The 25,491-nt window shown below is 59.9% G+C and carries 28 protein-coding genes, 1 tRNA gene, 1 other RNA gene, 5 pseudogenes and 1 other annotated feature; of the genes and pseudogenes, 18 read left to right on the forward strand and 17 right to left on the reverse strand.

Going from position 1 to position 25,491, the window contains the following annotated elements:
- Positions 1–11: 11 nt before the first annotated feature.
- From bhcB to bhcD, 3 genes are all read left to right on the forward strand, one after another.
- Complete coding sequence (gene bhcB, locus E2K80_RS10420) at positions 12–998, forward strand: beta-hydroxyaspartate dehydratase BhcB (protein WP_135374955.1); 987 nt, start codon at positions 12–14, stop codon at positions 996–998.
- Between the two features lie 104 nt (positions 999–1,102).
- On the forward strand, positions 1,103–2,266 hold the full coding sequence (bhcC, locus tag E2K80_RS10425) for a 3-hydroxy-D-aspartate aldolase BhcC (RefSeq protein WP_135374956.1): 1,164 nt from the start codon (positions 1,103–1,105) through the stop codon (positions 2,264–2,266).
- A gap of 71 nt (positions 2,267–2,337) precedes the next feature.
- Positions 2,338–3,315 (forward strand): iminosuccinate reductase BhcD, encoded by a 978-nt coding sequence (gene bhcD, locus E2K80_RS10430; protein ID WP_135376571.1) that lies wholly within the window; start codon positions 2,338–2,340, stop codon positions 3,313–3,315.
- Positions 3,316–3,327: 12 nt separating this feature from the next.
- On the opposite strand, the gene aspS is transcribed toward bhcD, so the two are convergent.
- The 3 genes from aspS to E2K80_RS10445 all read right to left on the reverse strand — a co-directional run bounded on the left by aspS (position 3,328) and on the right by E2K80_RS10445 (position 6,455).
- Complete coding sequence (aspS, locus tag E2K80_RS10435; protein ID WP_135374957.1) at positions 3,328–5,178, reverse strand: aspartate--tRNA ligase; 1,851 nt, start codon at positions 5,176–5,178, stop codon at positions 3,328–3,330.
- Between the two features lie 159 nt (positions 5,179–5,337).
- Positions 5,338–6,132 (reverse strand): FG-GAP repeat domain-containing protein, encoded by a 795-nt coding sequence (locus E2K80_RS10440; protein WP_135374958.1) that lies wholly within the window; start codon positions 6,130–6,132, stop codon positions 5,338–5,340.
- Entirely contained in the window at positions 6,132–6,455 is a 324-nt protein-coding gene (locus E2K80_RS10445) for a 2Fe-2S iron-sulfur cluster-binding protein (protein ID WP_135374959.1), read from the reverse strand. The genes E2K80_RS10440 and E2K80_RS10445 overlap by 1 nt, the downstream gene beginning before the upstream one ends.
- A gap of 200 nt (positions 6,456–6,655) precedes the next feature.
- On the opposite strand from E2K80_RS10445, the gene E2K80_RS10450 reads away from it, so the two are divergent.
- Positions 6,656–7,276 carry a peptidoglycan-binding domain-containing protein gene (locus E2K80_RS10450; RefSeq protein WP_338014541.1) on the forward strand — a complete coding sequence of 207 codons (621 nt, stop codon included), beginning with the start codon at positions 6,656–6,658 and terminating at the stop codon, positions 7,274–7,276.
- Here the strand turns inward: E2K80_RS10450 and E2K80_RS10455 are convergent.
- Positions 7,214–8,068, reverse strand: coding sequence for a LysR family transcriptional regulator (locus E2K80_RS10455; protein WP_135374960.1), 855 nt, complete (start codon positions 8,066–8,068; stop codon positions 7,214–7,216). The two genes, E2K80_RS10450 and E2K80_RS10455, sit on opposite strands and share 63 nt — an antisense overlap.
- Positions 8,069–8,134: 66 nt before the next feature.
- Complete coding sequence (locus E2K80_RS20065) at positions 8,135–8,614, reverse strand: hypothetical protein (protein ID WP_443216569.1); 480 nt, start codon at positions 8,612–8,614, stop codon at positions 8,135–8,137.
- Here E2K80_RS20065 and E2K80_RS10465 point away from each other — a divergent pair.
- Positions 8,537–9,316, forward strand: a complete 780-nt coding sequence (locus E2K80_RS10465; protein WP_135374962.1) for a Bax inhibitor-1/YccA family protein — start codon at positions 8,537–8,539, stop codon at positions 9,314–9,316. The genes E2K80_RS20065 and E2K80_RS10465 overlap by 78 nt on opposite strands.
- 89 nt (positions 9,317–9,405) lie before the next feature.
- On the opposite strand, the gene E2K80_RS10470 is transcribed toward E2K80_RS10465, so the two are convergent.
- The 5 genes from E2K80_RS10470 to chrA all read right to left on the reverse strand — a co-directional run bounded on the left by E2K80_RS10470 (position 9,406) and on the right by chrA (position 12,296).
- Positions 9,406–9,795 (reverse strand): type II toxin-antitoxin system death-on-curing family toxin, encoded by a 390-nt coding sequence (locus E2K80_RS10470; RefSeq protein ID WP_135374963.1) that lies wholly within the window; start codon positions 9,793–9,795, stop codon positions 9,406–9,408.
- Positions 9,792–10,031, reverse strand: a complete 240-nt coding sequence (locus tag E2K80_RS10475) for a type II toxin-antitoxin system prevent-host-death family antitoxin (protein ID WP_135374964.1) — start codon at positions 10,029–10,031, stop codon at positions 9,792–9,794. The genes E2K80_RS10470 and E2K80_RS10475 overlap by 4 nt, the downstream gene beginning before the upstream one ends.
- 109 nt (positions 10,032–10,140) lie before the next feature.
- Complete coding sequence (locus E2K80_RS10480; RefSeq protein ID WP_135374965.1) at positions 10,141–10,647, reverse strand: GNAT family N-acetyltransferase; 507 nt, start codon at positions 10,645–10,647, stop codon at positions 10,141–10,143.
- Between the two features lie 93 nt (positions 10,648–10,740).
- On the reverse strand, positions 10,741–10,908 hold the full coding sequence (rpmG, locus tag E2K80_RS10485; RefSeq protein WP_108800588.1) for a 50S ribosomal protein L33: 168 nt from the start codon (positions 10,906–10,908) through the stop codon (positions 10,741–10,743).
- A gap of 104 nt (positions 10,909–11,012) precedes the next feature.
- Positions 11,013–12,296 (reverse strand): chromate efflux transporter, encoded by a 1,284-nt coding sequence (gene chrA / locus E2K80_RS10490; protein ID WP_238475491.1) that lies wholly within the window; start codon positions 12,294–12,296, stop codon positions 11,013–11,015.
- A 312-nt stretch (positions 12,297–12,608) separates the two neighbouring features.
- On the opposite strand from chrA, the gene gatC reads away from it, so the two are divergent.
- The 9 genes and pseudogenes from gatC to E2K80_RS19585 all read left to right on the forward strand — a co-directional run bounded on the left by gatC (position 12,609) and on the right by E2K80_RS19585 (position 18,442).
- Positions 12,609–12,896: an Asp-tRNA(Asn)/Glu-tRNA(Gln) amidotransferase subunit GatC gene (gene gatC, locus E2K80_RS10495; RefSeq protein WP_135374967.1), complete on the forward strand. Its 288-nt coding sequence runs from the start codon at positions 12,609–12,611 to the stop codon at positions 12,894–12,896.
- Positions 12,896–14,380, forward strand: coding sequence for an Asp-tRNA(Asn)/Glu-tRNA(Gln) amidotransferase subunit GatA (gene gatA, locus E2K80_RS10500; RefSeq protein WP_135374968.1), 1,485 nt, complete (start codon positions 12,896–12,898; stop codon positions 14,378–14,380). Before gatC ends, gatA begins: the two co-directional genes overlap by 1 nt.
- Positions 14,381–14,413: 33 nt before the next feature.
- Positions 14,414–15,130 (forward strand): hypothetical protein, encoded by a 717-nt coding sequence (locus E2K80_RS10505; RefSeq protein ID WP_135374969.1) that lies wholly within the window; start codon positions 14,414–14,416, stop codon positions 15,128–15,130.
- Positions 15,130–15,807 carry an N-acetylmuramoyl-L-alanine amidase gene (locus E2K80_RS10510; RefSeq protein ID WP_443216529.1) on the forward strand — a complete coding sequence of 226 codons (678 nt, stop codon included), beginning with the start codon at positions 15,130–15,132 and terminating at the stop codon, positions 15,805–15,807. Before E2K80_RS10505 ends, E2K80_RS10510 begins: the two co-directional genes overlap by 1 nt.
- Positions 15,808–15,818: 11 nt before the next feature.
- Positions 15,819–16,215: RNase P RNA component class A (rnpB, locus tag E2K80_RS10515), an RNA gene on the forward strand.
- Positions 16,216–16,357: 142 nt separating this feature from the next.
- Positions 16,358–16,711 (forward strand): annotated as a pseudogene (locus E2K80_RS20070) (DDE-type integrase/transposase/recombinase); the annotation flags it as partial.
- A gap of 102 nt (positions 16,712–16,813) precedes the next feature.
- A pseudogene (locus tag E2K80_RS20075) lies at positions 16,814–17,026 on the forward strand (IS3 family transposase); the annotation flags it as partial.
- A 422-nt stretch (positions 17,027–17,448) separates the two neighbouring features.
- Positions 17,449–18,006 carry a LacI family DNA-binding transcriptional regulator gene (locus tag E2K80_RS19580; protein WP_238475492.1) on the forward strand — a complete coding sequence of 186 codons (558 nt, stop codon included), beginning with the start codon at positions 17,449–17,451 and terminating at the stop codon, positions 18,004–18,006.
- 70 nt (positions 18,007–18,076) lie between these two features.
- A complete protein-coding gene (locus tag E2K80_RS19585) occupies positions 18,077–18,442 on the forward strand; it encodes a substrate-binding domain-containing protein (protein ID WP_238475493.1) in 366 nt (121 codons plus the stop codon).
- Between the two features lie 85 nt (positions 18,443–18,527).
- Here the strand turns inward: E2K80_RS19585 and E2K80_RS10535 are convergent, their stop codons facing one another.
- Positions 18,528–18,938: a 3-methyl-2-oxobutanoate hydroxymethyltransferase gene (locus E2K80_RS10535; RefSeq protein ID WP_210405366.1), complete on the reverse strand. Its 411-nt coding sequence runs from the start codon at positions 18,936–18,938 to the stop codon at positions 18,528–18,530.
- 5 nt (positions 18,939–18,943) lie between these two features.
- Here E2K80_RS10535 and E2K80_RS19120 point away from each other — a divergent pair, with 5 nt between their 5' ends.
- Together E2K80_RS19120 and E2K80_RS10540 are read left to right on the forward strand one after the other, a co-directional pair.
- Complete coding sequence (locus E2K80_RS19120; RefSeq protein ID WP_168193045.1) at positions 18,944–19,195, forward strand: hypothetical protein; 252 nt, start codon at positions 18,944–18,946, stop codon at positions 19,193–19,195.
- A gap of 247 nt (positions 19,196–19,442) precedes the next feature.
- A tRNA-Leu gene (locus tag E2K80_RS10540) sits at positions 19,443–19,528 on the forward strand.
- Positions 19,529–19,718: 190 nt separating this feature from the next.
- On the opposite strand, the pseudogene E2K80_RS10545 reads toward E2K80_RS10540, so the two are convergent.
- The 3 genes and pseudogenes from E2K80_RS10545 to E2K80_RS10555 form a co-directional block, all read right to left on the reverse strand.
- A pseudogene (locus tag E2K80_RS10545) lies at positions 19,719–20,527 on the reverse strand (IS5 family transposase).
- Positions 20,427–21,911 carry a recombinase family protein gene (locus E2K80_RS10550; RefSeq protein ID WP_135374971.1) on the reverse strand — a complete coding sequence of 495 codons (1,485 nt, stop codon included), beginning with the start codon at positions 21,909–21,911 and terminating at the stop codon, positions 20,427–20,429. Before E2K80_RS10550 ends, E2K80_RS10545 begins: the two are co-directional and overlap by 101 nt.
- Positions 21,899–22,204, reverse strand: a complete 306-nt coding sequence (locus tag E2K80_RS10555) for a hypothetical protein (RefSeq protein ID WP_135374972.1) — start codon at positions 22,202–22,204, stop codon at positions 21,899–21,901. Before E2K80_RS10555 ends, E2K80_RS10550 begins: the two co-directional genes overlap by 13 nt.
- 262 nt (positions 22,205–22,466) lie before the next feature.
- Here E2K80_RS10555 and E2K80_RS10560 point away from each other — a divergent pair, with 262 nt between their 5' ends.
- Both E2K80_RS10560 and E2K80_RS10565 read left to right on the forward strand, forming a co-directional pair.
- Positions 22,467–22,820 carry a hypothetical protein gene (locus tag E2K80_RS10560; protein WP_135374973.1) on the forward strand — a complete coding sequence of 118 codons (354 nt, stop codon included), beginning with the start codon at positions 22,467–22,469 and terminating at the stop codon, positions 22,818–22,820.
- Positions 22,821–22,824: 4 nt separating this feature from the next.
- Positions 22,825–23,160, forward strand: a pseudogene (locus E2K80_RS10565) (recombinase family protein); the annotation flags it as partial.
- Here the strand turns inward: E2K80_RS10565 and E2K80_RS19590 are convergent.
- The 3 genes and pseudogenes from E2K80_RS19590 to E2K80_RS19600 all read right to left on the reverse strand — a co-directional run.
- Entirely contained in the window at positions 23,044–23,637 is a 594-nt protein-coding gene (locus E2K80_RS19590) for a DUF7678 domain-containing protein (RefSeq protein ID WP_238475765.1), read from the reverse strand. The pseudogene E2K80_RS10565 and the gene E2K80_RS19590 sit on opposite strands and share 117 nt — an antisense overlap.
- Before the next feature lie 84 nt (positions 23,638–23,721).
- A complete protein-coding gene (locus E2K80_RS19595) occupies positions 23,722–24,606 on the reverse strand; it encodes a type IV secretory system conjugative DNA transfer family protein (RefSeq protein WP_274379265.1) in 885 nt (294 codons plus the stop codon).
- A gap of 15 nt (positions 24,607–24,621) precedes the next feature.
- A pseudogene (locus tag E2K80_RS19600) lies at positions 24,622–25,415 on the reverse strand (IS3 family transposase); the annotation flags it as partial.
- Positions 25,027–25,143: a sequence feature (AL1L pseudoknot), on the reverse strand. Its footprint overlaps the pseudogene before it by 117 nt.
- Positions 25,416–25,491: the final 76 nt, after the last annotated feature.

Here is a 25,491-nt window from a genome sequence, read left to right on the forward strand (position 1 = left end):
AAGTGAAAGATATGACCGATCCCCGCCCCCTGCCCATATTTGAGGATGTGATCGCGGCCCATACCCGTATCGCGCCCCATATCCACCGCACGCCGGTTCTGACCTCAGGCTTCCTTAACGAGATGACCGGGGCGGATCTGTTCTTCAAATGCGAAAACTTCCAGAAAGCGGGCGCCTTCAAGGTGCGCGGGGCCTCGAACGCGGTGTTCGGCCTGTCCGACAGCATGGCCGCCAAGGGGGTTGCCACCCATTCCTCGGGCAATCACGCATTGTCTTTGTCTTATGCCGCCGGGCGGCGGGGCATTCCCTGTACCGTGGTGATGCCGCACACCGCGCCCGAGGCCAAGAAAGCCGCCGTGCGCGGATATGGCGGGCGGATCGTGGAATGTGAGCCCTCGACCACAAGCCGCGAGGCGGTGTTTGCCCGGGTGCAGGCGGAAACCGGCGCCGATTTCGTGCATCCCTATAACGACCCGCGGGTGATTGCCGGGCAAGGCACCTGTTCGCGCGAATTGCTGGATCAGGTTGCCGGTCTGGATGCGGTCATCGCCCCCATCGGCGGCGGCGGCATGATCTCGGGCTGCTGTCTGACCCTGTCGGCGCTGGCCCCGGATATGCAGATTTATGCAGCCGAACCGGAACAGGCCGATGACGCCTGCCGCAGTTTCAAGGCCGGTCACATCATCGCCGATGATGCGCCCGTGACCATCGCCGACGGGCTGAAAGTGCCGCTGAAAGAGAATACCTGGCATTTCGTTTCAACTTATGTGACCGACATTCTGACCGCCTCGGAAACAGAGATTATCGAGGCGATGAAACTCACCTGGCAGCGGATGAAAATCGTGATCGAACCAAGCTGCGCCGTGCCTCTGGCGACGATCCTGAAAAACCCGCAGGTGTTTCGGGGCAAACGGATCGGGGTGATCATCACCGGCGGCAATGTGGATATGGACAAACTGCCCTGGATGGCAGGCGAGAGCAGAAATCGTTTAATCTGAATCGAAACTCTCTGCCTCCGGGTCAGCAAGCTGCTGATATCGAACGAAAATTTCGATAAGCGGTGGTGCAGAATAAAACGATTTCGCTATAAGGAGGGTTTCCCATGAATGCGAATGTGAAGATCGACGATCTGGAGGTCGGCTATGACATCCCCGCCAGGCTCGGCATGGATGAGGCGGAGATACAGACACCAAGCCTTGTGCTCGACCTGGATGCGCTGGAACGCAATATCCGGAAGATGGGTGATTACGCCAAGGCCCATGGCATGCGCCACCGGGTGCATGGCAAGATGCATAAATCCGTCGATGTGGCGCAGATGCAGGTCGATCTGGGGGGAGCCTGCGGTGTCTGTTGTCAGAAGGTTTCAGAGGCCGAGGTCTTCGCCCGTGGCGGTATCCGCGATGTGCTGGTGTCGAACCAGGTGCGTGACCCGGCGAAAATCGACCGGCTTGCCCGTCTGCCGAAACTGGGCGCGCGCACCCTTTGCTGCGTTGATGATCTGGCCAATGTGGCGGAGCTTTCGGCGGCGGCCACGCGGCATGGCACGCAGATCGAATGTCTGGTGGAAATCGACTGTGGCGCGGGCCGCTGCGGTGTGACGAGCACACCGGCAGTGGTGGAGATCGCCCGGGCCGTCGAGGCCGCAGACAGCCTGAAATTTGCGGGCATTCAGGCCTATCAGGGCGCGATGCAGCATCTGGACAGCTATGCCGACCGGAAGGCCGCGATCGACATCGCGGTGGCGCAGGTGAAAGACGCGGTCGACACGCTGGCCGCAGGTGGCATCGCCTGTGACATCGTCGGCGGCGGCGGCACCGGCAGCTATTATTTCGAAAGCACATCAGGGGTTTACAATGAATTGCAATGCGGAAGCTATGCGTTCATGGATGCGGATTACGGGCGCATTCTGGATGAACATGGCCAGCGGATTGATCAGGGCGAATGGGAAAATGCGCTGTTCATCCTGACCTCGGTGATGTCTCACACCAAGGCCGACAAGGCGATTGTCGATGCGGGCCTGAAAGCCCAATCGGTGGATAGTGGCCTGCCGGTCATCTTCGGGCGCGCGGATGTGGAATATGTCAAATGCTCTGACGAACATGGCGTGGTGGCCGACCCGGGCGGCGTGCTGGCGGTGAATGACAAGCTGAAACTGGTGCCGGGGCATTGTGACCCGACCTGCAATACCCATGACTGGTATGTGGGCGTGCGGAACGGCAGGGTTGAAACGCTCTGGCCTGTCTCCGCACGCGGCAAGGCCTATTGAACCGGCAGAATTTGCGTATTTGACACAAGAAGAAAGCAGGGGGAGTGGTGGCCATGGACGGGGATATGGATATGACAAACGGTCTGGTGATTGTGTCCGAAGAGGTCTGCCAGCAGGTTGTGGGCCGGGGCGATGCCTTCACCGCGGTGGAGCAGGTCTTTGCCGCCATGGCGCGGGGGGATGCGTATAATTTCCCGGTGATCCGCGAGGCGATTGGCCATGCGGATGCGCTTTACGGGTTCAAATCGGGCTTTGACCGCGCCGGGCTGGCATTGGGCCTGAAATCGGGCGGGTATTGGCCGGGCAATGCCGACAAGGGGCTGACCAATCACCAGTCGACTGTGTGTCTGTTTGACCCCGATAGCGGCAGGCTGAAGGCGCTGGTGGGCGGCAATTACCTGACCGCCCTGCGGACGGCGGCGGCCTCCTCGGTTTCCATCGCCCATCTGGCGCGCCGGGATGCGAAGGTTCTGGGCATGGTGGGCGCGGGCCATCAATCCACCTTCCAGTTGCGCGCGGCCGCCGAACAGCGCGCATTCGAGAAGGTCATCGCCTGGAACCCCCATCCCGAGATGCTGCCGAAACTGGGAGCGGTCGCGGCAGAGCTTGGCCTGCCATTTCAGGCGGTGGAGCGCGAGGCACTTGGCGCAGAGGCCGATGTGATCATCACCATCACCTCGGCCTTTGAGCCGCTTTTGATGGCCGACTGGATCAAACCGGGCGCCCATATCGCCTGCATGGGCACCGATACCGTCGGCAAGCAGGAGCTTGACCCGGCGCTGCTGGCCACAGCCAGCCTGTTCACCGATGAGGTCGCCCAGTCGGTGAACCTGGGTGAGGCCCAGCATGCCATCAAATCCGGCCTGATCGTCGATGCGGATATCACCCCCATCGGCGAAGTGATCAATGGCGCACATCCCGGGCGGCGCAGCGCCGATGAAATCACCATATTCGACGGCACCGGCGTGGGGTTGCAGGATCTCGCAATCGCCTCCGTCGCGGCGGATCTGGCGGCGAAGCGCGGGGCGGCGACACTGGTGGCCCTGTAGGGCCCGGCCCCGTCAATCCTGCGGGATCACCCGCAGGCCCAGTTCCATCAACTGATCACTGGTGGGCTCGGACGGTGCATTCATCATCAGATCTTCGGCGCGCTGGTTCATCGGGAACAGGATGACCTCGCGGATATTCGCCTCATCGGCCAGCAGCATCACGATCCGGTCGATCCCGGCGGCACAGCCCCCATGGGGCGGCGCGCCGTATTGGAACGCGTTGACCATGCCGCCGAAGCGTTTGCGCACCTCATCCGCGCCATAACCGGCGATCTCAAACGCCTTGAACATGATCTCGGGCCGGTGGTTTCGGATCGCGCCCGAGACCAGTTCATACCCGTTGCAGGCCAGATCATACTGATAGCCCAGAACCTCCAGCGGGTCGCCCTCCAGCGCCGCCATCCCACCCTGGGGCATGGAGAACGGGTTATGTTCGAAATCGACCCTGCCGGTTTCTTCATCCCGTTCATAGATCGGGAAATCCACGATCCAGGCAAAGGCAAACCGGTTCTTGTCGGTCAGCCCAAGCTCCTCACCGATTACAGTGCGGGCGCGCCCGGCGACGGCCTCGAAATCCTTGGGTTTCCCGCCAAGGAAAAAAGCCGCATCGCCCAGACCCAGCCCAAGCTGCTGACGGATCGCCTCGGTCCGTTCCGGGCCGATATTCTTGGCCAAGGGGCCTGCGGCTTCCATCCCGCCTGCCACCTCGCCCGCTTTCATCCTGGCCTGCGCCTCTTTGACGGTGATGCCCATCTCCTGCGCGACCGCATCCGCGGTTTTTTCGCGCCAGAAGATGTACCCCATCCCCGGCAGCCCCTCTTTCTGGGCAAAGGCATTCATCCGGTCACAAAACTTCCGGCTGCCGCCCCCCGGCGCGGGGATCGCGCGCACCTGCGTGCCCTCCTGCTCCAGCAGCTTGGCGAAAATCGCAAAGCCGGAACCCGCGAAATGCTCATTGACCACCTGCATTTTAATCGGGTTGCGCAAATCCGGCTTGTCCGTGCCATACCAAAGCGCCGCATCGCGATAGGAAATCTGCGGCCAGTCCTGGTCAACCACGGCGCCCTTGCCGAATTCCTCGAACACGCCCGCGATCACCGGTTCGACCGTATCGAACACATCCTGCTGCTCGACAAAGCTCATCTCCAGATCAAGCTGGTAGAAATCCGTGGGCGAGCGGTCGGCGCGCGGGTCTTCATCGCGGAAACACGGCGCGATCTGGAAATATTTGTCAAAGCCCGAGACCATCAGCAATTGCTTGAACTGCTGCGGCGCCTGCGGCAGCGCATAGAACCGGCCCGGATGCAGGCGCGAGGGCACCAGAAAATCGCGCGCGCCCTCGGGCGAGGAGGCGGTGATGATCGGCGTCTGATATTCGCGGAACCCGATATCCCACATCCGCCGCCGCATCGAGGCCACAACGTCAGAGCGCAGCTTCATATTCTCCTGCATCTTCTCGCGCCGCAGGTCCAGATAACGATAGCTCAGGCGGGTTTCCTCGGGGTATTCCTGATCGCCGAACACCATCAGCGGCAATTCCCCCGCCGCGCCCAGAACCTCCAGATCGCGCACAAACACCTCGATCTCGCCGGTCGGGATTTTCGGGTTCACCAGTTCAGCATCGCGGGCCTTCACCACACCGTCAATCCGAATGCACCATTCAGACCGGACCTCTTCCATCTGTGCGAAAACCGGACTGTCCGGGTCGCACAGCACCTGGGTCATCCCGTAATGGTCGCGCAGGTCGATAAACAAAATCCCGCCATGGTCCCGCACCCGGTGGACCCAACCGGCCAGACGCACGGTCTGACCCACATGGGCGGTGTTCAACTCGGCGCAGGTCTGGCTGCGATAGGCGTGCATCTGGGGCGTCCTCGGATGGAAAAAGCGGTTCGCGCCGATACACCTTGGCAGACAGGCGAAGTCAACCCCGGCAAAGCCGATCTGTCCGCCCCGCCCCTGCTTCTCTATCTTCGAAATACTTCCGCCGGAGGCATCCGGCAGATGCGCCACACGCAGCGCTCAGCGGCGGCAGGCCAGCACATCCCCCATCGCTGGCCGCGTGAAATCCGCCACCGCATGGGCATTCAACCCACCCTCCGCATCCAGCCTGGTCACCATGACCTGCGTCCAGTCGGCATCTGCGGTCACAATCTCGGGCCCGGCGCCGCAATCGCGTATCCCGCCCGAGATAAAAGCCTCCCCGATCCGGTGATTGGTCAGGCCCGAAATGGCGGCAACCTGTTCCAGTCGGCCCCGGTCATAGCGCCAGACCCGCAGGGTCCGCGCCAGATGCGGGCGGTCGATATAGGCGATCTCGACCCGGCCATCCCCATCCAGATCGGCCGCGCCGATGGGTGCCAGCCAGCGCCGGGTCCGGCCGATATAGGGCGTGGCCGCCAGCAGTCGCAGATCGGCGCCGTTGCCCGCATCGCCGTAAATTGCCAGTTGCGCGCCACGATCCACATGGGTGCGCACCACAATCACCTCGGCGGCACCATCCCCGTCCAGATCCTGCAGGCGGGGGGCCAGATCCTCGAACACATGATCCGCGTCCAGACGGATATTCAGCGTCGCGCAGGAATTGGCGGAACCGGGCGATTCCGCCCAAAGTTCCGTCGCCTCGACCGCATCGCCCAGAACCCCATGGGTATAATGCGTGGTCGGCCCGTCAAACCAGGCGCGGTAAATCCCCGACCCGTCATGCTGCACCACGGTCTCCGGCATATCGGTCATGCTGTGGGCGGGGATGATACAGGCCGATGCGGCCAGCGGCAAAACCGCCAGTGCAAAACCGGCCAGCCCCGCCCGGAACATCAGATCTGTCTTTCGGGCATCTGCACCACCAGACCATCCAGCTCTGCACTGACCTTCAGCTGGCAGGTCAGGCGGGACCGTTCCGGGTCGGGCTGAAACGCGAATTCCAGCATGTCTTCCTCCATCGGGTCGATGGCAGGCAGTTTGGCGAACCAGTCAGGGTGCACATAGACATGACAGGTCGAACAGGCACAGGCGCCACCGCAATCGGCCTCGATCCCCGGAACGTTGTTGTCGCGCGCGCCTTCCATCACGGTCAGCCCGTCCGCCACATCAACCACATGTTCGGTGCCATTATGTTCGATATAGGTGATCTTCGCCATGTCTTGCCTTTGCCGCTTAAAACTGTACCGGCCATAGCTAACCGGCATGGCCTGCCCTTTCCAGCCCTTATGCGATCTCATCAAGCTGCGGCTTTGCGGTCCCACTTGGGTATGCCGCGCGCCGGCACCACTTTCCCGAAAGGACAAAACTCTGTAGATTGCATCCCAACCGGATCAACCGGGCAGGACAAGACAGAGCAGTGACCCTTCGTTTCTTCCTTCCGGGCCTTTTGGTCCTTTGTGCCTGTGACACGACGGCTCCGCCCGATATCAGCGGGCTGATCGCGCCCAACACGGTCGAGGTCAGCCGCGGCATGGGGCCACCGGGCGCGGACCCGAATGCCTGCTACGGGCGCGAAACCACCCCTGCGGTGATCGAAACGGTGACCGATCAGATCATGCTGCAACCGCCACAGATCAGCAGTGCCGGTCATGTTCAGGAACCGGCCATCTTTGTCACCGAAACCCGGCAGCAGATTGTCAGGGAACGCCGCGAATTGTGGTTCGAGACCCCGTGTCAGGCCGAGATCGGCGATCCGGCATTCCTGTCTGACCTGCAACGGGCCCTGGCCGCACGCGACCTGTATCGCGGACGGATCACCGGGGTGATGGATGGGCGCACAAGGCGCGCCATTCGCGCCTTTCAGGCCCCCAGGGTCTGGACAGCCCGATCCTGTCGCTGGCCGCAGCCCGGCAGTTGGGCATCTCGGTCTGGAACCCGGAGGCCGCCGCCGGCCCGCAAGAGAGCTGACCTTCATTCAGATCGAGCCAAAGGCCTGATGCACCAGATCGGTCAGCGCGTTGGTCGGTTCATCGCCTGAAATATCCGCGCCATACATGTTGATCTTGACCGAAGGCAGATCGGGCAGCGCGCCCTGATGGGCGATACGTTCCACATAGGGCGGCTCGGTCCCCTCAATACAGGCATGTATCGCCAGATCGGCGCTGACCGAGGCCTCGATCGTCCGGGTGGAATCGCTTTCCACCGCCATTTCCCAGCTGATGCCGTCTGAATCCAGCGCCGTCTGGACGCTTTTGCGGAAAATGCAGTTATGCTCGAAAGCCAGCCTCAGCGGGCGTTGCTTCCAGACCTGGCCCTCTGTCGCCCCGACCCAGATCAGGGGCCGCTCGCGCAGGGTCTCGCCTCCGGGGTCAAGGCTGTTTTCGGTGGTCAGGATCACGTCGATCTCCCCCCGGCCGAACATCTGTTTCAGCCGCGACGTGTAAGACGACATAAGCTGCACCTTCATCCGCGGATAGGCCGCGTTGAACCGCTGCAACACCTGCGGGATCGCCGGATAGACAATATCATGGGGCACGCCCAGGGTCAGTTCACCCTCATAATCCTTGGAGGTCAGACGGCCCAGAACCTCATCATTCAGCTCCAGCATCCGCCGGGCATATCCCAGCATCTGTTCTCCCGCGCCGGTCAGGGACAGACGCCGCGCCGTGCGGTCCAGCAGCGAAACGCCGATATTCTCTTCCAGCCGCTTCAACTGCATGGAAACCGCCGACTGGGTCAGGTTGAGAAACCCGCTGGCCTTGGTGACACCGCCTGCATCGGCAACGGTGACAAAAGAGCGAAGTGCGGTCATATCGAGATTTCTCGGCATATCAATCTCCGTGATATTGATGTTCAGAAACATTCGTTTTCAAAATGCATCATACTATACCATATATCAAGCATCAGAATATGAAACTGCCATTGCATAACGAAATCGAAAGGACTTATCATGGCCCACACACTTACTCAACGCCACGTCACGCATGCCCGCCGAACTGGCCTGAACGCCCTTATTCTTAACGCTTTTGCCGTGTGGCGCCAACGCCGCGCCCTGGCCGCGCTGGACGCCCATGCCCGCCGCGATCTGGGGTTGAGCGACCGCCAGATTTCCATCGAATCCGCGCGACCGATCTGGGATGTTCCGCAAAACTGGCGCCTGTAAGCGCTGAACGCTGCGTGATTCCGCCCATTTCCAGGGCTGATACAGCTTGAAAATCCGCCCGTTCTCGCCATATTTATCGGCAAGGACGGGCGTTTTTTGTATTCTGCCCGTTTCAATCACCTTTTGGAGGATGACATGGCAGAATTCGACACGATCCGGAGCCGCGGCGCTGCCATTGGCCAGGCCGAGATCGACCAGGGCCTTCGCGCCCATATGAACAAAGTCTACGGCACAATGTCCGTGGGCATGCTGATCACCGCGCTGGCCGCGTTCGCGATCAGCGGGCTGACCACCACAACCGACCCCGCACTGGCGGCGGGCAGCATCGGCAATGGCATCTTGCTGACGAATTTCGGCGCGCTTCTGTATACGTCGGCCCTGCGTTGGGTGGTGATGTTCCTGCCGCTGGTGCTGGTCTTTGCGTTCAGCGCCTCGATCAACCGTCTGTCGGCGGCGGCGGCACAGTTGTTCTTCTACGTGTTCGCGGCCACGATGGGCGTGTCGATCAGCTGGATATTCATCGCTTTCACCTCATACTCGATTGTGCAGGTCTTTCTGGTGACAGCCATCGCCTTTGCGGGCCTGTCGCTTTGGGGCTACACCACCAAACGGGACATCTCTGGCTGGGGCAGCTTCCTGATCATGGGGGTGATCGGCCTGGTTGTGGCGATGATCATCAACATCTTCCTGCAATCGCCGATCATGATGTACGCGATCTCGTCAATCGGGGTGCTGATCTTTGCAGGTCTCACCGCCTATGACACCCAGAAGATCAAAACCACCTATCTGGCCCATGCCTCTCATGGGGATCAGGAATGGCTGGGCAAAGCCGCGATCATGGGGGCGCTGAACCTCTATCTCGACTTCATCAATATGTTCATGTTCCTGTTGCAGCTTCTGGGCAACCGCAACTGAACGCTGAACGCAAGAACCGTGTAACAGGGCCGGTCCGATGGGCTGGCCCTTTTCTTTTGAGCGGTCTCAGAGACTGCGCACCCTTCCTGCTACAAAGAGTGGGAATATTTCCTGAAGTGCCCGGCGGCATCCTCGCGGCTGATGTTACCTTGCCCGAGCTGTTCCATCATTTCCGCATGTTCGTGCCCTTTAGCGCGATTCAGGTTGTGTCCGTTTTCGGCAAGGAAAATATCTGCTGTCGCAAACGCGGTGCGCTTGTTTCCGTCAACAAACGGGTGATTGCGGGCAATGCCTTCGGCGTAGCTGGCCGCTAGTTGGAAATGATCGTTTTCACCATAGGCATGTAAATTTTGAGGCCGTGCCAGGGCAGATTCCAAAAGGTCGGCGTCCCGCAAACCATACATTCCGCCGCCTATATCGACCATCGTTTCGTGGATCGCTTCAACATCCTCCCGCGACATCCACTTTGGCTCACTCACCGGTTAGCTAATTCGATGATGGTATCGCGATGATAGTCCGCTCTTTCGCGGATCAGACGTTTGCGATCTTCGCTTACGCCCCTGGATATGCCGTCAGTCAAACGGCGATACTCATCCGCAGAGAGGAGTACGAGCCGGTCACGCTGATGGCTCGTAATGATGACTGGCTCTTGCATTGCAGCATCGCTGAATGCGCCAATGTTGTTCTTGAATTCTGTTGCTGTGACGCGTGTCATGACAGCCTCCTTTTTATGCAACCATAATATAGCCAAAATGTCCATTTTGTCCATAAGGCAATATTCCTATTTGTACAGGCATAGGGAGGGCGTGATTGGTTGAGCAGTCTCAGAGGCTGCGCACCATCTGCATGGCGGGAAAGCTGATCCCCGGGCGCAGCGTGATCTCGATCTCGCCCTGCCTCTCAAACCCCATGGCGGTGTAAAACGGCACTGCGGTGCAGGAGCTTTGGCAGATCAGCCGGGTGATCCCGGCTTCGGCGGCTGTCTTCAGACTATGACGCATGATCGCGCGGGCCAGGCCTTTGCGCGTGGCGTCCGGGTCGGTGGCGAACAGGCGGATATGCCCCAGATCCCTTGGCCCGACCCCGCCCTGCGGGCCCTGATGGGTCCACCCGCCTGCCGACACCAATGCGCCCTCTGCCGAGACCGCCACGTAATAACTGCCCGAGGTCAGAAGCCGGGGTTGCGCGCGTGCAATCAGCGGCAGGGCCGTGACCAGAATCGAGGGCGGATAATCCCGTTTCATCAATATGCCATAGCTGCGGGCGACAAGCGCATCCAGCGCCGGCAGATCGGCGGCATTGCTGGGACGTATGGTAAATGTCTCGGTCATGATGCTGGCCCTGATACGGCACCCATTTCAGGCAATAAAAAAGGGCCGCGTAGCTGATGCTGCGCGGCCCCGTTCAGTCGAAATGTGGAAGACTTATTTGATCTTGCCTTCCTTATATTCCACATGCTTGCGCGCAACCGGATCATACTTTCGTACAATCATCTTCTCGGTCATTGTGCGTGCGTTTTTCTTGGTCACATAGAAGTGGCCGGTGCCTGCGCTGGAATTCAGGCGGATCTTGATGGTGGTCGGTTTCGCCATAACGCGGGCTCCTTAGAACGGTCGGGCCGGGGCGCGGCTTTGCGCGCACGGGTGAATCTCTTAGCTGAGCGCGCTTTTTATCCGCAGGGCCCGAGGTGTCAACCTCAAATCCCCGTCATCAACAGATGAAGCGCGATACCGGGCAAAAGCATCAGCCCGATCACCTTCAAAAGGTCCAGCCGCAACCAGAGCAGCAACACCGCCGCCAGACCGGACAGGGCCACCGCCGCGACCGACAGGGTGCCGGGCGCAGGCAGCCAAAGCTGCACCGGCCCGAATGTCGCGCGACTGACCTCGCCAAAGAACACATTCAGCGCAAACCACAGCGACAGGTTGAGGATCACCCCCACAACCGCAGCGGTGATCGCGGTCAGGGCGCCGGTCAGGCGGGGCTGGTGGCTGATCCATTCGACATAGGGCGCACCGGCAAAAATCCACAGGAAACAGGGGGCGAATGTCACCCAAAGCGTGACCAGAACCGCCGCAACCCCATAACCCGGACCACCGGCCTGCGCACCCGCAAGATAGCCCACGAACTCGGTCACCAGTATCAGCGGCCCGGGTGTGGTTTCCGCCAGCCCAAGCGCATCCATCATCTGCCCCGTGGTCAGCCAGCCGAAATCACCCACCACCTGCTGCACCATATAGGCCAGCACCGCATAGGCCCCGCCAAAGGTCACCACCGCCAGCTTTGCAAAGAACAGACCAAGCTGGGTCAGCACCGTGTCTGGCGCGCTCAACCAAAGCGCCAGCACGGGCAAGAGCCAGATCATCAGCCAAAGCGCGATGGTTCTGAAAGTCTGCCCGGGACTGACCGGCGGCGGCAGCGGGGCGTCAGGGCGGTCCCCGGTCATGAACAGCGCGCCGATCAGTGCCGCCCCAAGGATGATCAGCGGAAAGGGAATATGCAGAAAGAAAATCCCGATAAAGGCCGCCCCAGCAAGCCCATATGCCAGGGCCGAGATCAGGGCCTTGCGGCTGACCTTGATCAGCGCCTGGATCACGATAATGATCACCGTCGCCTTGATGCCCAGAAACATGGCCGCGGCAAGCGGCACCTGCCCGAACGCGCCGTACAGCATCGCCAGCCCCAGGATCAGCACTGCACCGGGCAGCACGAACAGCCCGCCCGCGATCAGCCCGCCCCGTGTGCCCGCAATGCGCCAGCCCGCATAGGTCGCCAGTTGCATCGCCTCGGGGCCCGGCAGCAACATGCAGAAACTGAGCGCATTCAGGAATTGCCGTTCGCTCAGCCAGTCGCGGTCTTCGACCAGTTCCTTGTGCATCAACGCGATCTGCGCCGCAGGCCCGCCAAAACTCAACAGGCCGATACGGGCAAAAACCCGGATCAGATGGGCCAGATCGGGCATCGGCGAGGTCCGGGTCATCTTTTCTCGCTCCATCAGATCAGACATATCGGGCGGTGATATTCGCGCTCACCCTCACCATGCGTGCGCCCATCATGTCAATCACGATCCGGCGCGGAATTCTCAAGAATTCCACCGGGAAAACGCGCGTTTTCCGCACCCTCTCATGGTTTGCATTCTTTCCAGACCGCCCTGATGGCGATGACGGGGGTCAGACCCGCCGTCCCAACGGCCCTGATCCGCACCGGTTGATCCGCATTTCCTGCCTCCACCGGCTTGCGGCGCAGGCAGGCCGGGGCTAAACCCCGTTCTGGCACAAGCTATGGAGCACCCATGTCCATCGACAAAGACACCGCCGCGAAAGTGGCGAAACTGGCCCGGATCAAGGTTGAGGACAGCGAGCTTGACGCGCTGGCCGGAGAGTTCAATGCGATCCTCGGCTTTATCGAACAGCTGAACGAGCTGGATGTCGACGATGTGGAGCCGATGACCAGCGTGACACCCATGCGCCTGAAACGACGCGAGGATGTGGTGACCGATGGGGATCAGCAACACAAGGTGCTGCAAAATGCCCCCGATACCCGCGAGGGGTTTTTCGCCGTGCCGAAGGTGGTTGAGTGATGTCTGATCTGACCAAATTGACCATCGCCGGGGCGCGGGACGCGCTGCGCAAGGGCGAAACCACATCGGTGGAGCTGACCGAGGCCTGCCTCGGTGCCATCGACGCCGCCGATGCCCTTGGCGCTGTTGTGCATAAAACACCCGACCTTGCGCTGGAACGTGCCAAAGCGGCAGATGCGCGGATCAAGGCCGGTGACGCCCCGGATATGTGCGGCATCCCGGTGGGTATCAAAGACCTGTTCTGCACCGAAGGCGTGCCATCGCAGGCGGCATCGAAAATCCTCAAAGGGTTCCTGCCGCCATATGAATCCACCGTTTCGGGCCGGTTGAAAGACGCAGGCGCGGTGATGCTGGGCAAGCTGAACATGGATGAATTCGCCATGGGCTCCAGCAATGAAACATCGGTCTATGGCAATGCGGTCAACCCCTGGCGCGCGGGCAATTCCGATGCGGCGCTGACACCGGGCGGCTCCTCCGGCGGCTCTGCCAGCGCTGTGGCCGCCGATCTCTGCCTTGCGGCCACGGGCACCGATACCGGAGGGTCGATCCGCCAGCCCGCCGCCCTGACCGGGATTGTCGGCATGAAACCCACCTATGGGCGCTGTTCGCGTTGGGGCATCATCGCCTTTGCATCCTCCCTCGATCAGGCGGGCCCGATGACCAAAACCGTCCGCGATGCCGCGATCATGGGCGCCGCGATGATGGGCCATGACCCGAAAGACAGCACCTCGGCCGATCTGCCGGTGCCGGATTTCGAGGCGATGCTGACCGGCGATATCAAGGGCAAAGTGATTGGTATTCCGAAAGAATATCGCATGGACGGGATGCCGGACGAGATTGAAACGCTGTGGGCCGAGGGCGCCGCGATGCTGAAAGACGCAGGCGCAGAACTGCGCGACATTACCCTGCCGCACACCAAATACGCGCTTCCCGCCTATTACGTGGTCGCCCCGGCCGAGGCCTCCTCGAACCTCGCGCGCTATGATGGTGTGCGCTATGGCTATCGCGCGGACCTGTCCCAGGGGGATGGCATCACCGAGATGTATGAGAAAACCCGCGCCGAAGGCTTCGGAGCCGAGGTCAAACGCCGGGTGATGATCGGCACCTATGTCCTGTCCGCAGGGTTTTACGACGCTTATTACAATCGCGCCCGCAAGGTGCGCGCGCTGATCAAACGCGATTTTGAAACCGTGTTTGACGCAGGCATTGACGCGATCCTGACACCAGCCACCCCATCGGCGGCCTTTGAACTGGGCCAGGAAGTTTCAGACCCGGTTGCGATGTATCTCAACGATATTTTCACCGTCACCGTGAACCTGGCCGGACTGCCCGGTATCGCCGTGCCTGCGGGCCTTGACCGTCAGGGCCTGCCTCTTGGCCTGCAACTGATCGGGCGGCCCTGGGAAGAGGGTGATCTGCTCAACACCGCCTATGCGCTGGAGCAGGCGGCGGGTTTTGTGGCGAAACCGGCCCAATGGTGGTAAATACGGCGCCAAAGCGTAAAACGAGGTTGAGCAATGGGTAAACTGAGCCTGGCCCTGGCCTGTCTGCTGGTCGCAGCGGCCTGCAACAGCAGACCGCCGAATGATGTCAGCGAAGGCGTCGGTTTCAACGATTACGGCAGCTATTCCGCGGAACGCGCCGCCCGGCAGGCGCAATTGCGGGGGGAGCCGCCGCAATCCCTGCGCGCGCCTGACGCAGACACAAGCGCCAGTGCCGCAGTGCCAACAGCCGCCGGGACCGACAGTGTGACCGCCCGGGCCGCCGCCGCGATTGCCGAGGCCGAAACCGGCCCGACAGAGACCGCCACGGCACAGATCGACACCAACAACCCGGATATCTCGGACGAGCAGAATTTTGAGGCCGTCGCCGCCCGCGAAAGCATCGAAAGCGATGCGGAACGCCGCGAACAGATGCAGGAGCAGCTGGTGATTGTCCAACCCACTGCCCTGCCCGACCGCCCCGGCAGCACCGGCCCCAATATCATCGAATATGCGCTTTCCACCTCGCATCCCGTGGGCGAGGCGCGCCATTCCCGCTCTCCCTTCCGTCAGGGGCGTCACGAGGCCAATTGCCTGGCCTATCGCTCGGATGATCTTGCGCAGGAGGCGTTTTTGTCCCTTGGCGGCCCTGAGCGGGACCGGCAGGCGCTGGACCCGGATGGCGATGGCTATGCCTGCGGATGGAACCCGACAGTCTATCGCAACGCCGCCCAGGCTGCGCGCGGGAACTGATGCGCTCTCCCAATTTCGGGGCGCGGCGCGACGGGCTGACCCCGGTGCTTGTCGTGCTCCACTATACCGCGATGGCAAGCTGTGAGGCAGCACTGCGCGCGCTCTGTGATCCGGAGCGTGCGGTTTCCGCCCATTATCTGATTTCCGAAACCGGGCAGGTGCTGGCGCTGGTCGATGAAGACAAACGCGCCTGGCATGCGGGCGCGGGCCAATGGGCCGGTGCGGGCGATGTGAATTCCCGCTCAATCGGGATTGAGCTTGCCAATAACGGCGCCACCCCGTTTTCCGCGCCGCAAATGGATGCGCTTGAAGGGCTGTTGGCAGAGATCCTGCCGCGCTGGCACATCCCGCCCCAGGGTGTCATCGCCCATTCCGACATGGCTCCGGGCCGCAAGATCGACCCGGGACCCCGGTTCGACTGGCGGCGGCTGGCAGCGGCCGGGCTTTCGGTCTGGCCCGGGTCCGACACCGGCCCGGGCATATCCCCTGACCCCGCTGCCTTTGCGGTGCAGACCACGCGCTTCGGCTATCCCGATTGCCCCGAGGATCTGTTGCTCGACACCATGCGCCTGCGGTTTCGCCCTTGGGCCCGTGGGCCGCTGGATGGCACCGATATGGCCCTGATCACCGATCTTGCCACCCGCTACGGCGTTGACCGGGGCGCCACAACCGCGTAGAGCCGCCGGGCGCGGAGGGTCGGATGGCCGCGAGCCCGTAAAGGTTCGAGGAAAGTCCGGACTCCCTGAAGCAACGGTGCCGGGTAACGCCCGGGCGGAGCAATCCGACGGAAAGCGCCACAGAAAACAGACCGCCTTCGGGCTGCCCGGGGTCACCCCGGGTGTGCAGCGGAGGTCAGGGTGAAACGGTGGGGTAAGAGCCCACCGCGCCGCTGGCAACAGCGGCGGCATGGCAAGCCCCACCGGGAGCAATGCCAAATAGGGATCTCGCGGGCCTGTCCCAGGGCCGCTTCAGCCCGAGAGATCCGGGTTGGCAGCTAAAGCCGGCGGGCAATCGCCGGTATAGAGGAATGGTCATCAAGGGCGGCAACGCCTGAACAAAATCCGGCTTACAGACCCTCCGCGCATTTCTGTTGACCCAACCGGTTTCCACAAGGAAACCGTGTGGCATTCATGCGAATGCCAAACCCGCAGCCAAAGCGACGGCCTGATCTGCAGGAGCCTCCGGCGGCCATATTTATAAAGCAAAGAGGAGATATGGTGCGCCTTGCCATGTCCATTGGACAAGGTGACCCTGCGGTTCCCTGCGCCAGCGCCAAACGTGCTGTGGGTCAGCGATTTTACCTATGTCACGACATGGCAAGGGCTTGTCTATGTCGCCTTTGTCATCGATGTCTTTGCTCGCCGTATCGTTGGGTGGCGTGTCAGTCGCACGGCCACTGCCGGATTTGTCCTCGATGCTTTGGAGCAGGCCATTCATCAACGCAGGCCTGCACAGGACCAACTGGTGCATCACTCGGATCGCGGGTCGCAATATCTGTCGATTAAATACACTGAACGATTGTCTGAGGCGAAGATCGCTCCGCCCGTCGGCAGCGTCGGGGATTCCTATGACAATGCCCTAAAGCACCCTGCCTTAAACTTGAATCACAAATACCCTGCCACGCTTCGCGTTCTCGGGACATTTGTGATGCGCGATGTCTCAGGTTTAAGGCAGCATGCTGTAGCAGAAACGATCAACGGTCTCTTCAAAGCAGAGGTCATTCACCGGCGGGGGCCCTGGCGCAGCTTTGAGGCCGTCGAATACGCCACCCTCGAATGGGTAGATTGGTTCAATAACCGGCGACTGCTGGAGCCGATCGGGAACATCCCACCAGCCGAAGCCGAGGCGAACTTCTACGCCGCACTGGAAAGATCAGACTTGGCCGCTCAACTATAGCGTTTCGACTTTATATTGAGACAGTGTAACGGCTTTCGCGTTTGAGCCAAAGACGAAAGCCAGCGAAAGGCGTTTCAACAGTAAGTCGAAACTCTTTAAGGCAAATCAGCCTCCAGAAAACCCGGCGCGGTTCAGACAGCGAACACCGCCTGTGCCTTCATGCCGGTGATAAAGCTGGTCAAATCCCCGGGCCTCTGTCATCGGGCAGTCCATCCTGTCATGGCATTCGCGCTGATCTGCAATCCAATGCTCCTGAGCTGAGGTTGCAATCGTTTACATGTCGATTTCAGAATAAGCGAGACAGCAGGTATCAGGTTATGAAAACGACTACATACCCGATCTGTCATCAGATTCGTGTCAACCCAAGTTATGCAGAAAGCCCCTGAGAGAGCAGGGCATCCAAACCCGCAACGATTCAGGATGTGGCCCGGACCGCGGGTGTCTCCACCGCGAAGGTCAGCCGGGCGCTCGGCAACCCGGACCTGTTGACCGACCGCACCTGGAACGCGGTGTTCGATGCGATCCGCCGCACCGGTTACCGGGTCAATCAGGCGGTCCGCAATCTCAGGATGCAGCGCGCAGGCGCGGTGCTGTTGCTGGCGCCAAATCTGGGAAAACCGTTCTATTCCACCATCCTTGCCGGGTTGAGCGCGGGCTTTGCAGGCAGCGATTATGCGGTTCTGATCTCCGATACCGAGGCCCGCCCGCTGGGGCATACGGAGCTTGCGGGTAATTTCCTTGACGGGCGGATTGGCGGGGTGATCTCGCTGGATGGCGGCCTGCCGCCCGCGATGCTGGATCACTGTGTTGAAACCGGGGTCGGCAACCGCATCGTCTTTGCCTGCGAATGGGTCAAGGGCGACAGGTTTCCGGTTGTGCAAAGCGACAATGTGAAAGGCGCCCGGCTTGCGATCCGGCATCTGCATGACCTGGGCCACCGGCGCATCGCCCATGTGACGGGCCCCAGGGCAATGTGCTGACCGCTGAGCGTCGCAGGGGCATGCTGGAAGAACGCGCCCGGTTGGCCTGCCCACGCGGGATGAATGGATCATGCGGGGGGATTTTTCGCTGCAATCCGGCCATGACGCCGCCGCCCGGATACTGGCGATGGCAGACCGGCCAAGCGCGGTTTTCTGTGCCGCCGATATGGTGGCTTTCGGTCTGATCTCCGGCCTGCAGGAGGGTGGGGTGTCGGTGCCGGGGGATATTTCGGTCATCGGCTTCGACGGGATCGACATGGCGGAATATTACGTGCCCGCGCTGACCACCATCTGGCAGGACAGGCACAGGATCGGCCTGCGCGCCGCCGCACTGCTGCTGGATCGGCTGGCATGCCCGGACGACCCGGTTGTGCCGCAGGTGAATATGGTCGATGTGGCGCTTATGATGCGGGACAGCAGGGCGCCGCCTGCCTGATTTTGCGGTCTTGCAAAACGGCCTCATCCCAAGGCCCCTGTGACCTGTTGTTCCAGATCAATCACCTTATCGGCCGGCGAAAGCTTCATCCGCCGATCCTGTCCAGAAAGGTATCAAGCTCTGCCTTTGGCATCTTCACAATCTGGCGGTCGCCCGGAAAGGCGCCCGAGGCCACATCATCGCGAAATTCGGAAAAGGCCGCGATGCGTTCCGCCTGCAACCGGTCATATTCAGCGGCGAAATTGCGATAGATTCTGGCATGGCGCGGAATATGGCCGCGATCCTCGCCCGGAATATCCTCGGCAAACAGATATTGCGCTTCATATCCGGCGCCGGAGCCCATGGACCAGAGCATAATATCCAGCCGGGCACTGATTGCATGGACGACCTCTGCCGGGACGATGCCGATCCCCGCCACTTCCGCCGCCGCGGCCTCATCCAGGGTGAAATAGCGCAGCATGGTCAGTCGCTTACGGCCCTTCAGGGCTTTCAGCATCGGCGATGCTGGGTAGGGTGCGGGCGCTGAAGGATCATGACCGGGCCGTGAATACAGTTTTTGTCGCCCATGAAGCGACCAATGACAACAAGACATTGCTGCTGAACGGCACGCTGGACGCGGTGATTGACCAGAACCCACAGGTCGAGATTCGCGAGATGTTCAACACGCTGACCCATGCAGTCCGCGGACAGGGTTATCACATGGCCCTCCCGCGCCTTAAGGTAATTTTCCGCGAAAACCTGCCGGGAGATTAGGGTCCTGCTTCTCGTCAGGGATGTTGATCTCCCCCTGAAAAAGTCCCGGAAAACCGCGTTTCGTGCGAAGGTATATCCGGTCCTATAGGCGTGATACGGGTACGGGCTTGACCGAAGGAAACACACACCAGCTTAATACCCTTGGGTCTGTATGGCAAAACGTATACAGGACAAAGCGTTGCGATGAGGAGCCGGGTTTCAGCCCTGAAACGGGCCGGGAGCTGGCAATCTGAAGGCGACGCCAGATGCGGGCGTGATGGAATGGTAGACATATCAGACTTAAAATCTGAAGGGCGTATGCCCGTGTGGGTTCGAGTCCCACCGCCCGCACCACTTCTCAAATATTGGGTTTCAACACTCCTTAAGGCCTTGAATGGCTTGGATATTTGCGGATTTCTAGCTCCCTCAAATCGGTGGTATTGGAGGGGCTCCATAAAGGCCAGTTTCAGGACCAGTCGGCGGGCATTCACACAACCACTTTCCCAGATTTTCCAAGGGTTTGAGAGGAATCTCAGGCAGAGTTCTAGGCAGCGGACTCATAAAACTGGCACCATAGCCTGACGGATGCGAGTTTGATCATCGCCAAGAAGTTGGCAGATGTCTTTTCGTATCGGGTGGCTATACGGCGGAAGGAAGCTTTGAGGCGGCCAAAGAACCGCTCGATCTTGTTGCGCTCGCGATAGATATCGACGTCGAACTCGGCGGGCAGTTTGCGGTTGGATTTGGACGGGATGACGTCGATGGCGCCCTGTTCCCAGATCATCTTGCGGATCGAATCCGCGTCATATGCCTTGTCAGCCAGAACGTATTGGCCAGGTTGCAGCCCGTCCAAAAGCTGTTCGCATGGGGGTGCATCGTGGGCTTGGCCCGGCGTCAGTTCATAGCGGATCGGCAACCCGTCCTGATTGGTAAGTGCATGTATTTTCGTGGTTAACCCACCCCGCGACCGGCCCATGCAACGACGCGGGTCGTTTTTTTGAGCGTCGCTGCAGAATGGTGAACCCGAACCGATGTGCCATCCACCATCACGGTGTCGATATTGTGCGCATCGGCGACCGCCTCCATTACCCGATCCCAAATGCCCGCATAAGTCCATCGGTTGAAACGGTTGTAGATCGTTGTGTAGGGGCCGTATTGATCGGGCAAATCGCGCCACGGGATGCCTGTGCGCAAGACATAGAAGATGCCATTGATCACACGCCGATCATCGACACGCTTAACCCCTCGGCTGTTATTTGGGAGCACTGCTTTGATGAACTCCCACTCCAAATCGCTCAAATCTGACCGCGCCATTCCACTGCTCCGCATATTGTCTTGCGGGAAATGAATCATAACAGGCTGGAAACGTGAAGCTCTTTGTAAGTACGCTGCCTAGTTTTTCGTCGAAGGCGTGCTTTGGTGGGCTCTGTTTGGTGAGAGTCTCACTCATTCTCGCGCGATCTTTTTCCAAGTCCGCGATCTTGGTTTCATAGGCGCGGATAACTGCGCCGTTGGTGGCTTCGACAATACGTGTGAGGATCTGGTCGATTTCGGCCTCGATCTTTCTCAGGCGCTGTTTCGCCGCTTGGATATTCGACTTCGCCTGTTCCGCCCGCATCGCCCAGGCATTGCGGAACATCGCGGTTGCGACGGTGATCAGGCCCTGGGTGGGTTCCAGCGTCTTGATGATTTCTCCGACCTGGCTTTCCAGCTTGCCCCGGGGAATCGATTTACCATAGGCCTCACAGCCCTTGGTCTGGCAAAGATAATAGGCGTATTGGCGGTATTTGCCTTTCGACCAACTGGACCGCAGAGGCGCGCCACAGCAGGTGCAGGTGGCGATCCCCCGCAGGGCGAAGTCATTGCCGATATTCTTGCGTTTGGGGGCGTAGGTTGCGCCTTGGCGGCGCTCCTGCACTTTCTCAAAGACCTCCAGCGAGATCAGGGGCTCATGCTGTGCTTTGAGCCAATTCAGCTTATAGCGCTCGGAACAGATGTACCCGGCATAGACGGGCTGCGTAAAGATATCGACGACGCGCTTCTGTTCGACCACGCCATTCCGGTTGCGTGGAAACTCCTGGCAGCTCTCGAAGAAGCGCTTCACTTCGGCCTGCGTGGCGAAGCGCCCCGAGGCAAAGCCCTCGAACGCCTCACGGATGATCGCATCGAAAGGCGGATTGGGCACCAGCACTTTGCCGCGCCCTTTGATCGTTTGATAGCAATAGCCAATGGGCGCGGTGTGAATCCAATAGCCATTCTCCATCCGCGCCTGCATCTTCTGGGCCACCTGACGGCCATTCTGTTTGCGCTCCAACTGGCCTTGGGCCGCGAGGATCGTTTCGATGAACTCACCTTCGGGTGTTTCTTCGAACTTGAAGTTGAGGCACTCAACTTGGGCGTCTCGTTGACGGAACGCATCCCTCAAACGGAAGTGGAAATCTCTGTCACGCGCAAAGCGCTTGAGATCATCGAAGATGACGACGAAGCGTTCATCCGGTTGTGCATCGAGAAACGACAACAGTGCGACCATGCCCGGTCGCTTCATGAAGTCCCCGCCGCCTGTAATCGTATCCGGGAATACCGCCGCGACCTCATAGCCCTTGGCCTCGGCATATTGCCGACACCGCGTCTCCTGGCTTTCCAACCCATGCCCCTCAGATTCTTGCGCCTTGGAGCTGACTCGGCAATAGATCACGGCCTTCATGGGTTCATTCTTTGTGTTTGCTACTCCGTCCATGAATCCTCCTCGCTGGCGGATTGATCCGCCCATTCCTGTTCCATCAAGGATAGCAAATCCGGCGGATCATCGGACAAGGCTTCATCCTCTTGTCCACAGATTTGACGCACCGGATCGACGTCAAAACCAAGATCGACAAACATCACAACGATGGACCACAAGATTTCAATAAGCTCGCGCTGCTGATCCAACGGCAAATCACTCTCCTCCAACATGGCAGCATAGAGCTCCCAATCCACAGTCAGACTGGGGGGTGCTGGTGATAAGGCATGGGTGTTTGGCAGGCGTGACATGGCCAGGGCTCCTTTTGTTACTGGGTTGAGATTGTGCCGTTCGTTCCGTTGTTATTGCCGCAGACGGAAAAAGAACAATTACAGAACAAACATGACACACATCTCACGTGGGCGCAAGATTATTTTGCAATGATCTAAGACGCTTAGCCTGTCACTAGCACGGCAGACCTGTGGTCATCTTGGGTGAGGGCGGAGTGAAAACGGGTGACGTGGACGCTTTGAGGCTTGGCGAGCAAAACCAACCCATCATACGGTCGTATGTATGAGCTTTGATCCGAAAAACCCCGCTGACAAGGCCGCCCTCTACACAGCCATTGTGAAGGTGGGCCGCTTGTACGGTCACAACGCGCTGGCCGCGCTCAATTTGCCTTTTCCAAATGGATGGGCCTTGTCCGAGAGCTCACTAAGTAACCTGCGCAAGGGCCAATACGACAGCCACCGTGCGCGGGTGATGTATGATTGGTTGATGAAGCATCACTTCAAAAACGCAAATGAGGTGGATGCGGCGTTGTTCCCAGAAACGCCGGATCAGCGGTTTGCGCGGTTTGTGGAAGAGAATGCGGTGGAAGGGGAGCCGGACGAACGGGTGTGCGACGAACGGACTCAGGCAGTCTGAGGATATGAAGCAAGAAACAACGGGCCGGAAGATCGGCTATGTAAGAGTATCTGATGCGGATCAGTCTGAGGCGCTCCAGGTGGATGCGCTGAAAGCAGCCGGATGTGACATTATCTATGGGGATCTGGGCGTCTCAGGCGCGATCAAGGACAGGGCGTCCTTGGAAACCCTACGGCGCGAACTGAGTGAAGGCGATGTGCTGGTCGTGTGGAAGCTGGACCGTCTAAGCCGGTCGATGCTGCACCTGCTGCAGATTCTGGATGATCTCCGGCAGAACGGTGTGGACTTCATCGCGGTCACGCAGGGTATCGACACGACTACTGCAGTAGGGCGAATGCTCTATGGCCACCTGCCGGTCTTTGCGGAGTTTGAGCGGGAGCAAATCAGGGAGCGCACCAATCCATCGACCGTGATTGTATCGCGCCACGACTTCGTCATCATGTTTGAGAACCAGTTGCTCAATCCGCCCCTCCTCCATCCCATAGGGTGTGGGGGCGTCATTGACGCGGGCCAGAAACGAATACCCCGGCATCGTGGGCATATCGCCAGTGTAGTAGCGCATGGGGTCGGCGTTGATGGCGCTGGTGAAGGTGAGCTTTGCCTCTGGATCAAGCGGTGGTGGATCAGCTTCTCTGACCTGCGCCTGTCCAAGCCCCGTCCGAATGCCCATCGCCCCGCTTGGCGCCAGATTGGGCGCAGGCCGAGAATATTGCATCTGGGGTCTGAGCTGGGGCGCATCATTATCCTTGTCGCGCAGTGGCCAGCCATCGGGATTGGCGATGCGGTTGAACGGGTCTTTGCTGTCATCTTTGGCCATGATGTGGCTCCTCAGAAACTGTCATCGGTGATGAAAGGAAAACCCACCCCGACGCACGCGCCGGGGTGGGGGGAAGGCGTTAGGTCACGCCGCCTGGATGTCTTGGACGTTCTGGATATCGACGTTGTCAGCTTCGTCTTCGCGCGCATGGGTGTTCACACCCATGACAGAGAGCTCTTCATCCTCATACCAGCGAATCTTCTTGGCCATGATCGGGTTCATGTTCTCGATCAGCAGCAGCTGACGATCCAGCGGCAGACGGCGCAGCTCATCGGGATAGGCCAGGTTGCGCTGGGACGCGGCCCTGTTGTCCGAATAGGTCGTGGTTGTCCCCGAGGAATAGCCATCCTTGCTGGTGTTCGAGGTGAAGGCACTGGAGACCGCTGAGGAGAAGTTCCACACCGTTGTGGTGCCACAGGCCGCCGCAAAATACTCCGTCGAGGTTTTGTCCGGCGACCCAAAGTAGGCCACCGCACCCGAGTTGGCGATAAAGCTCTCATAGTCTTCGCCATAGACCCGCCGCAGCTGGCAGAGGTCCTGGGTGATGCCCCAAAGCTGGATGCCAAAGCCCGCCATCAGCCCATAGGCCTGTTCCACCATCGAGAGCCGCCCTAGGGCGGGCATCTCATCAAGGATGAACAGCACGGGCTTCTTGGGCTTGTCGGCCACATTGCGCGCATTGACCGTGATAGCCTGCTGGACCAGCAGGCGCAGAAAGCGGCTGAACGCATCCAGGCGATCAGCTGGCAGGATCAGAAAGATGGACGTTGGGTTGGTCTTCAGATCCCCAAAGTCGAAATCCGAGACCGAAAGGCTGTCCCGCAAGCGGCCACTGTCCAGCATATGGGTCTCTGCCTGGGCCGAGGCCATGACATTGGCCATGAGCTTCGGTTCCTTTTGCAGCGACCGCGCGCCGGTGGAGGCCACGAGGTGATGCGGAGAGTTCGCCATATACTGGAACTGCTCCATCAGCGCATCGCCGTTACGGCGAGCAAAGACATCGATGACAAAGGCGACATAGACAAGCCCTTGCCATGTCGTGACATAGGTAAAATCGCTGACCCACAGCACGTTTGGCGCTGGCGCAGGGAACCGCAGGGTCACCTTGTCCAATGGACATGGCAAAGCCTTGTCCGGGATCGTTGTCTTTGGTTTTTTACCACGCACGACGCCTTCGATCCCAATGTCCTTCATCAACCGTGCAATAGTGCAGCGCGCAACATCAAATCTTTCTCGGCGCATTTGATACCAAACCTTTCGAACGCCATAGACGCTTAGGTTTTCCTCAAATACCCGCTCAATCTCGGGCTTGAGTTCTGCATCATGCATGGCGCGATCCGACAGCAATGACGGGTCAGCCCGCTTGGCCAAATGATCATAAAATGTCGCTGGGGCAATCGGCAGAATACGGCAGATTGGCTCGACCCCATGATCAGCGCGGTGATCTTCGATGAACTGGATCATCGTTTCAGTGGGCGGTCGAGCTCCGCCTGAGCAAAATATGCGGATGCTTTGCGAAGGATCTCATTGGCTTGCTTGAGCTCGCGCACTTCGCGCTCCAAAGCCTTCATCTTCTCGGCCTGTTCGGGCGTGATACCGCCACGCTGGCCAGTATCGACTTCGACCGTCTTGACCCATTCGTTCAGCGTTTGCGGTGCACAGCCGATCTTTGACGCAATCGCCGCACAACGGCTCTCATGCTGTCCTGCGCCGCCCAAAACCATCCGCACGGCACGTTCGCGCACTTCTGGTGAATACTTGTTCGTTGTCTTTGTCATGATGCTCCATCCTACTCATGAGTTGGAGCCTCCGGCAAACCCGGCGCGGTTCGGCGCGTACAACAACTCTGGCAAA

This window comes from Rhodophyticola sp. CCM32, assembly GCF_004751985.1.
Taxonomy (GTDB): Bacteria; Pseudomonadota; Alphaproteobacteria; order Rhodobacterales; family Rhodobacteraceae; genus Rhodophyticola.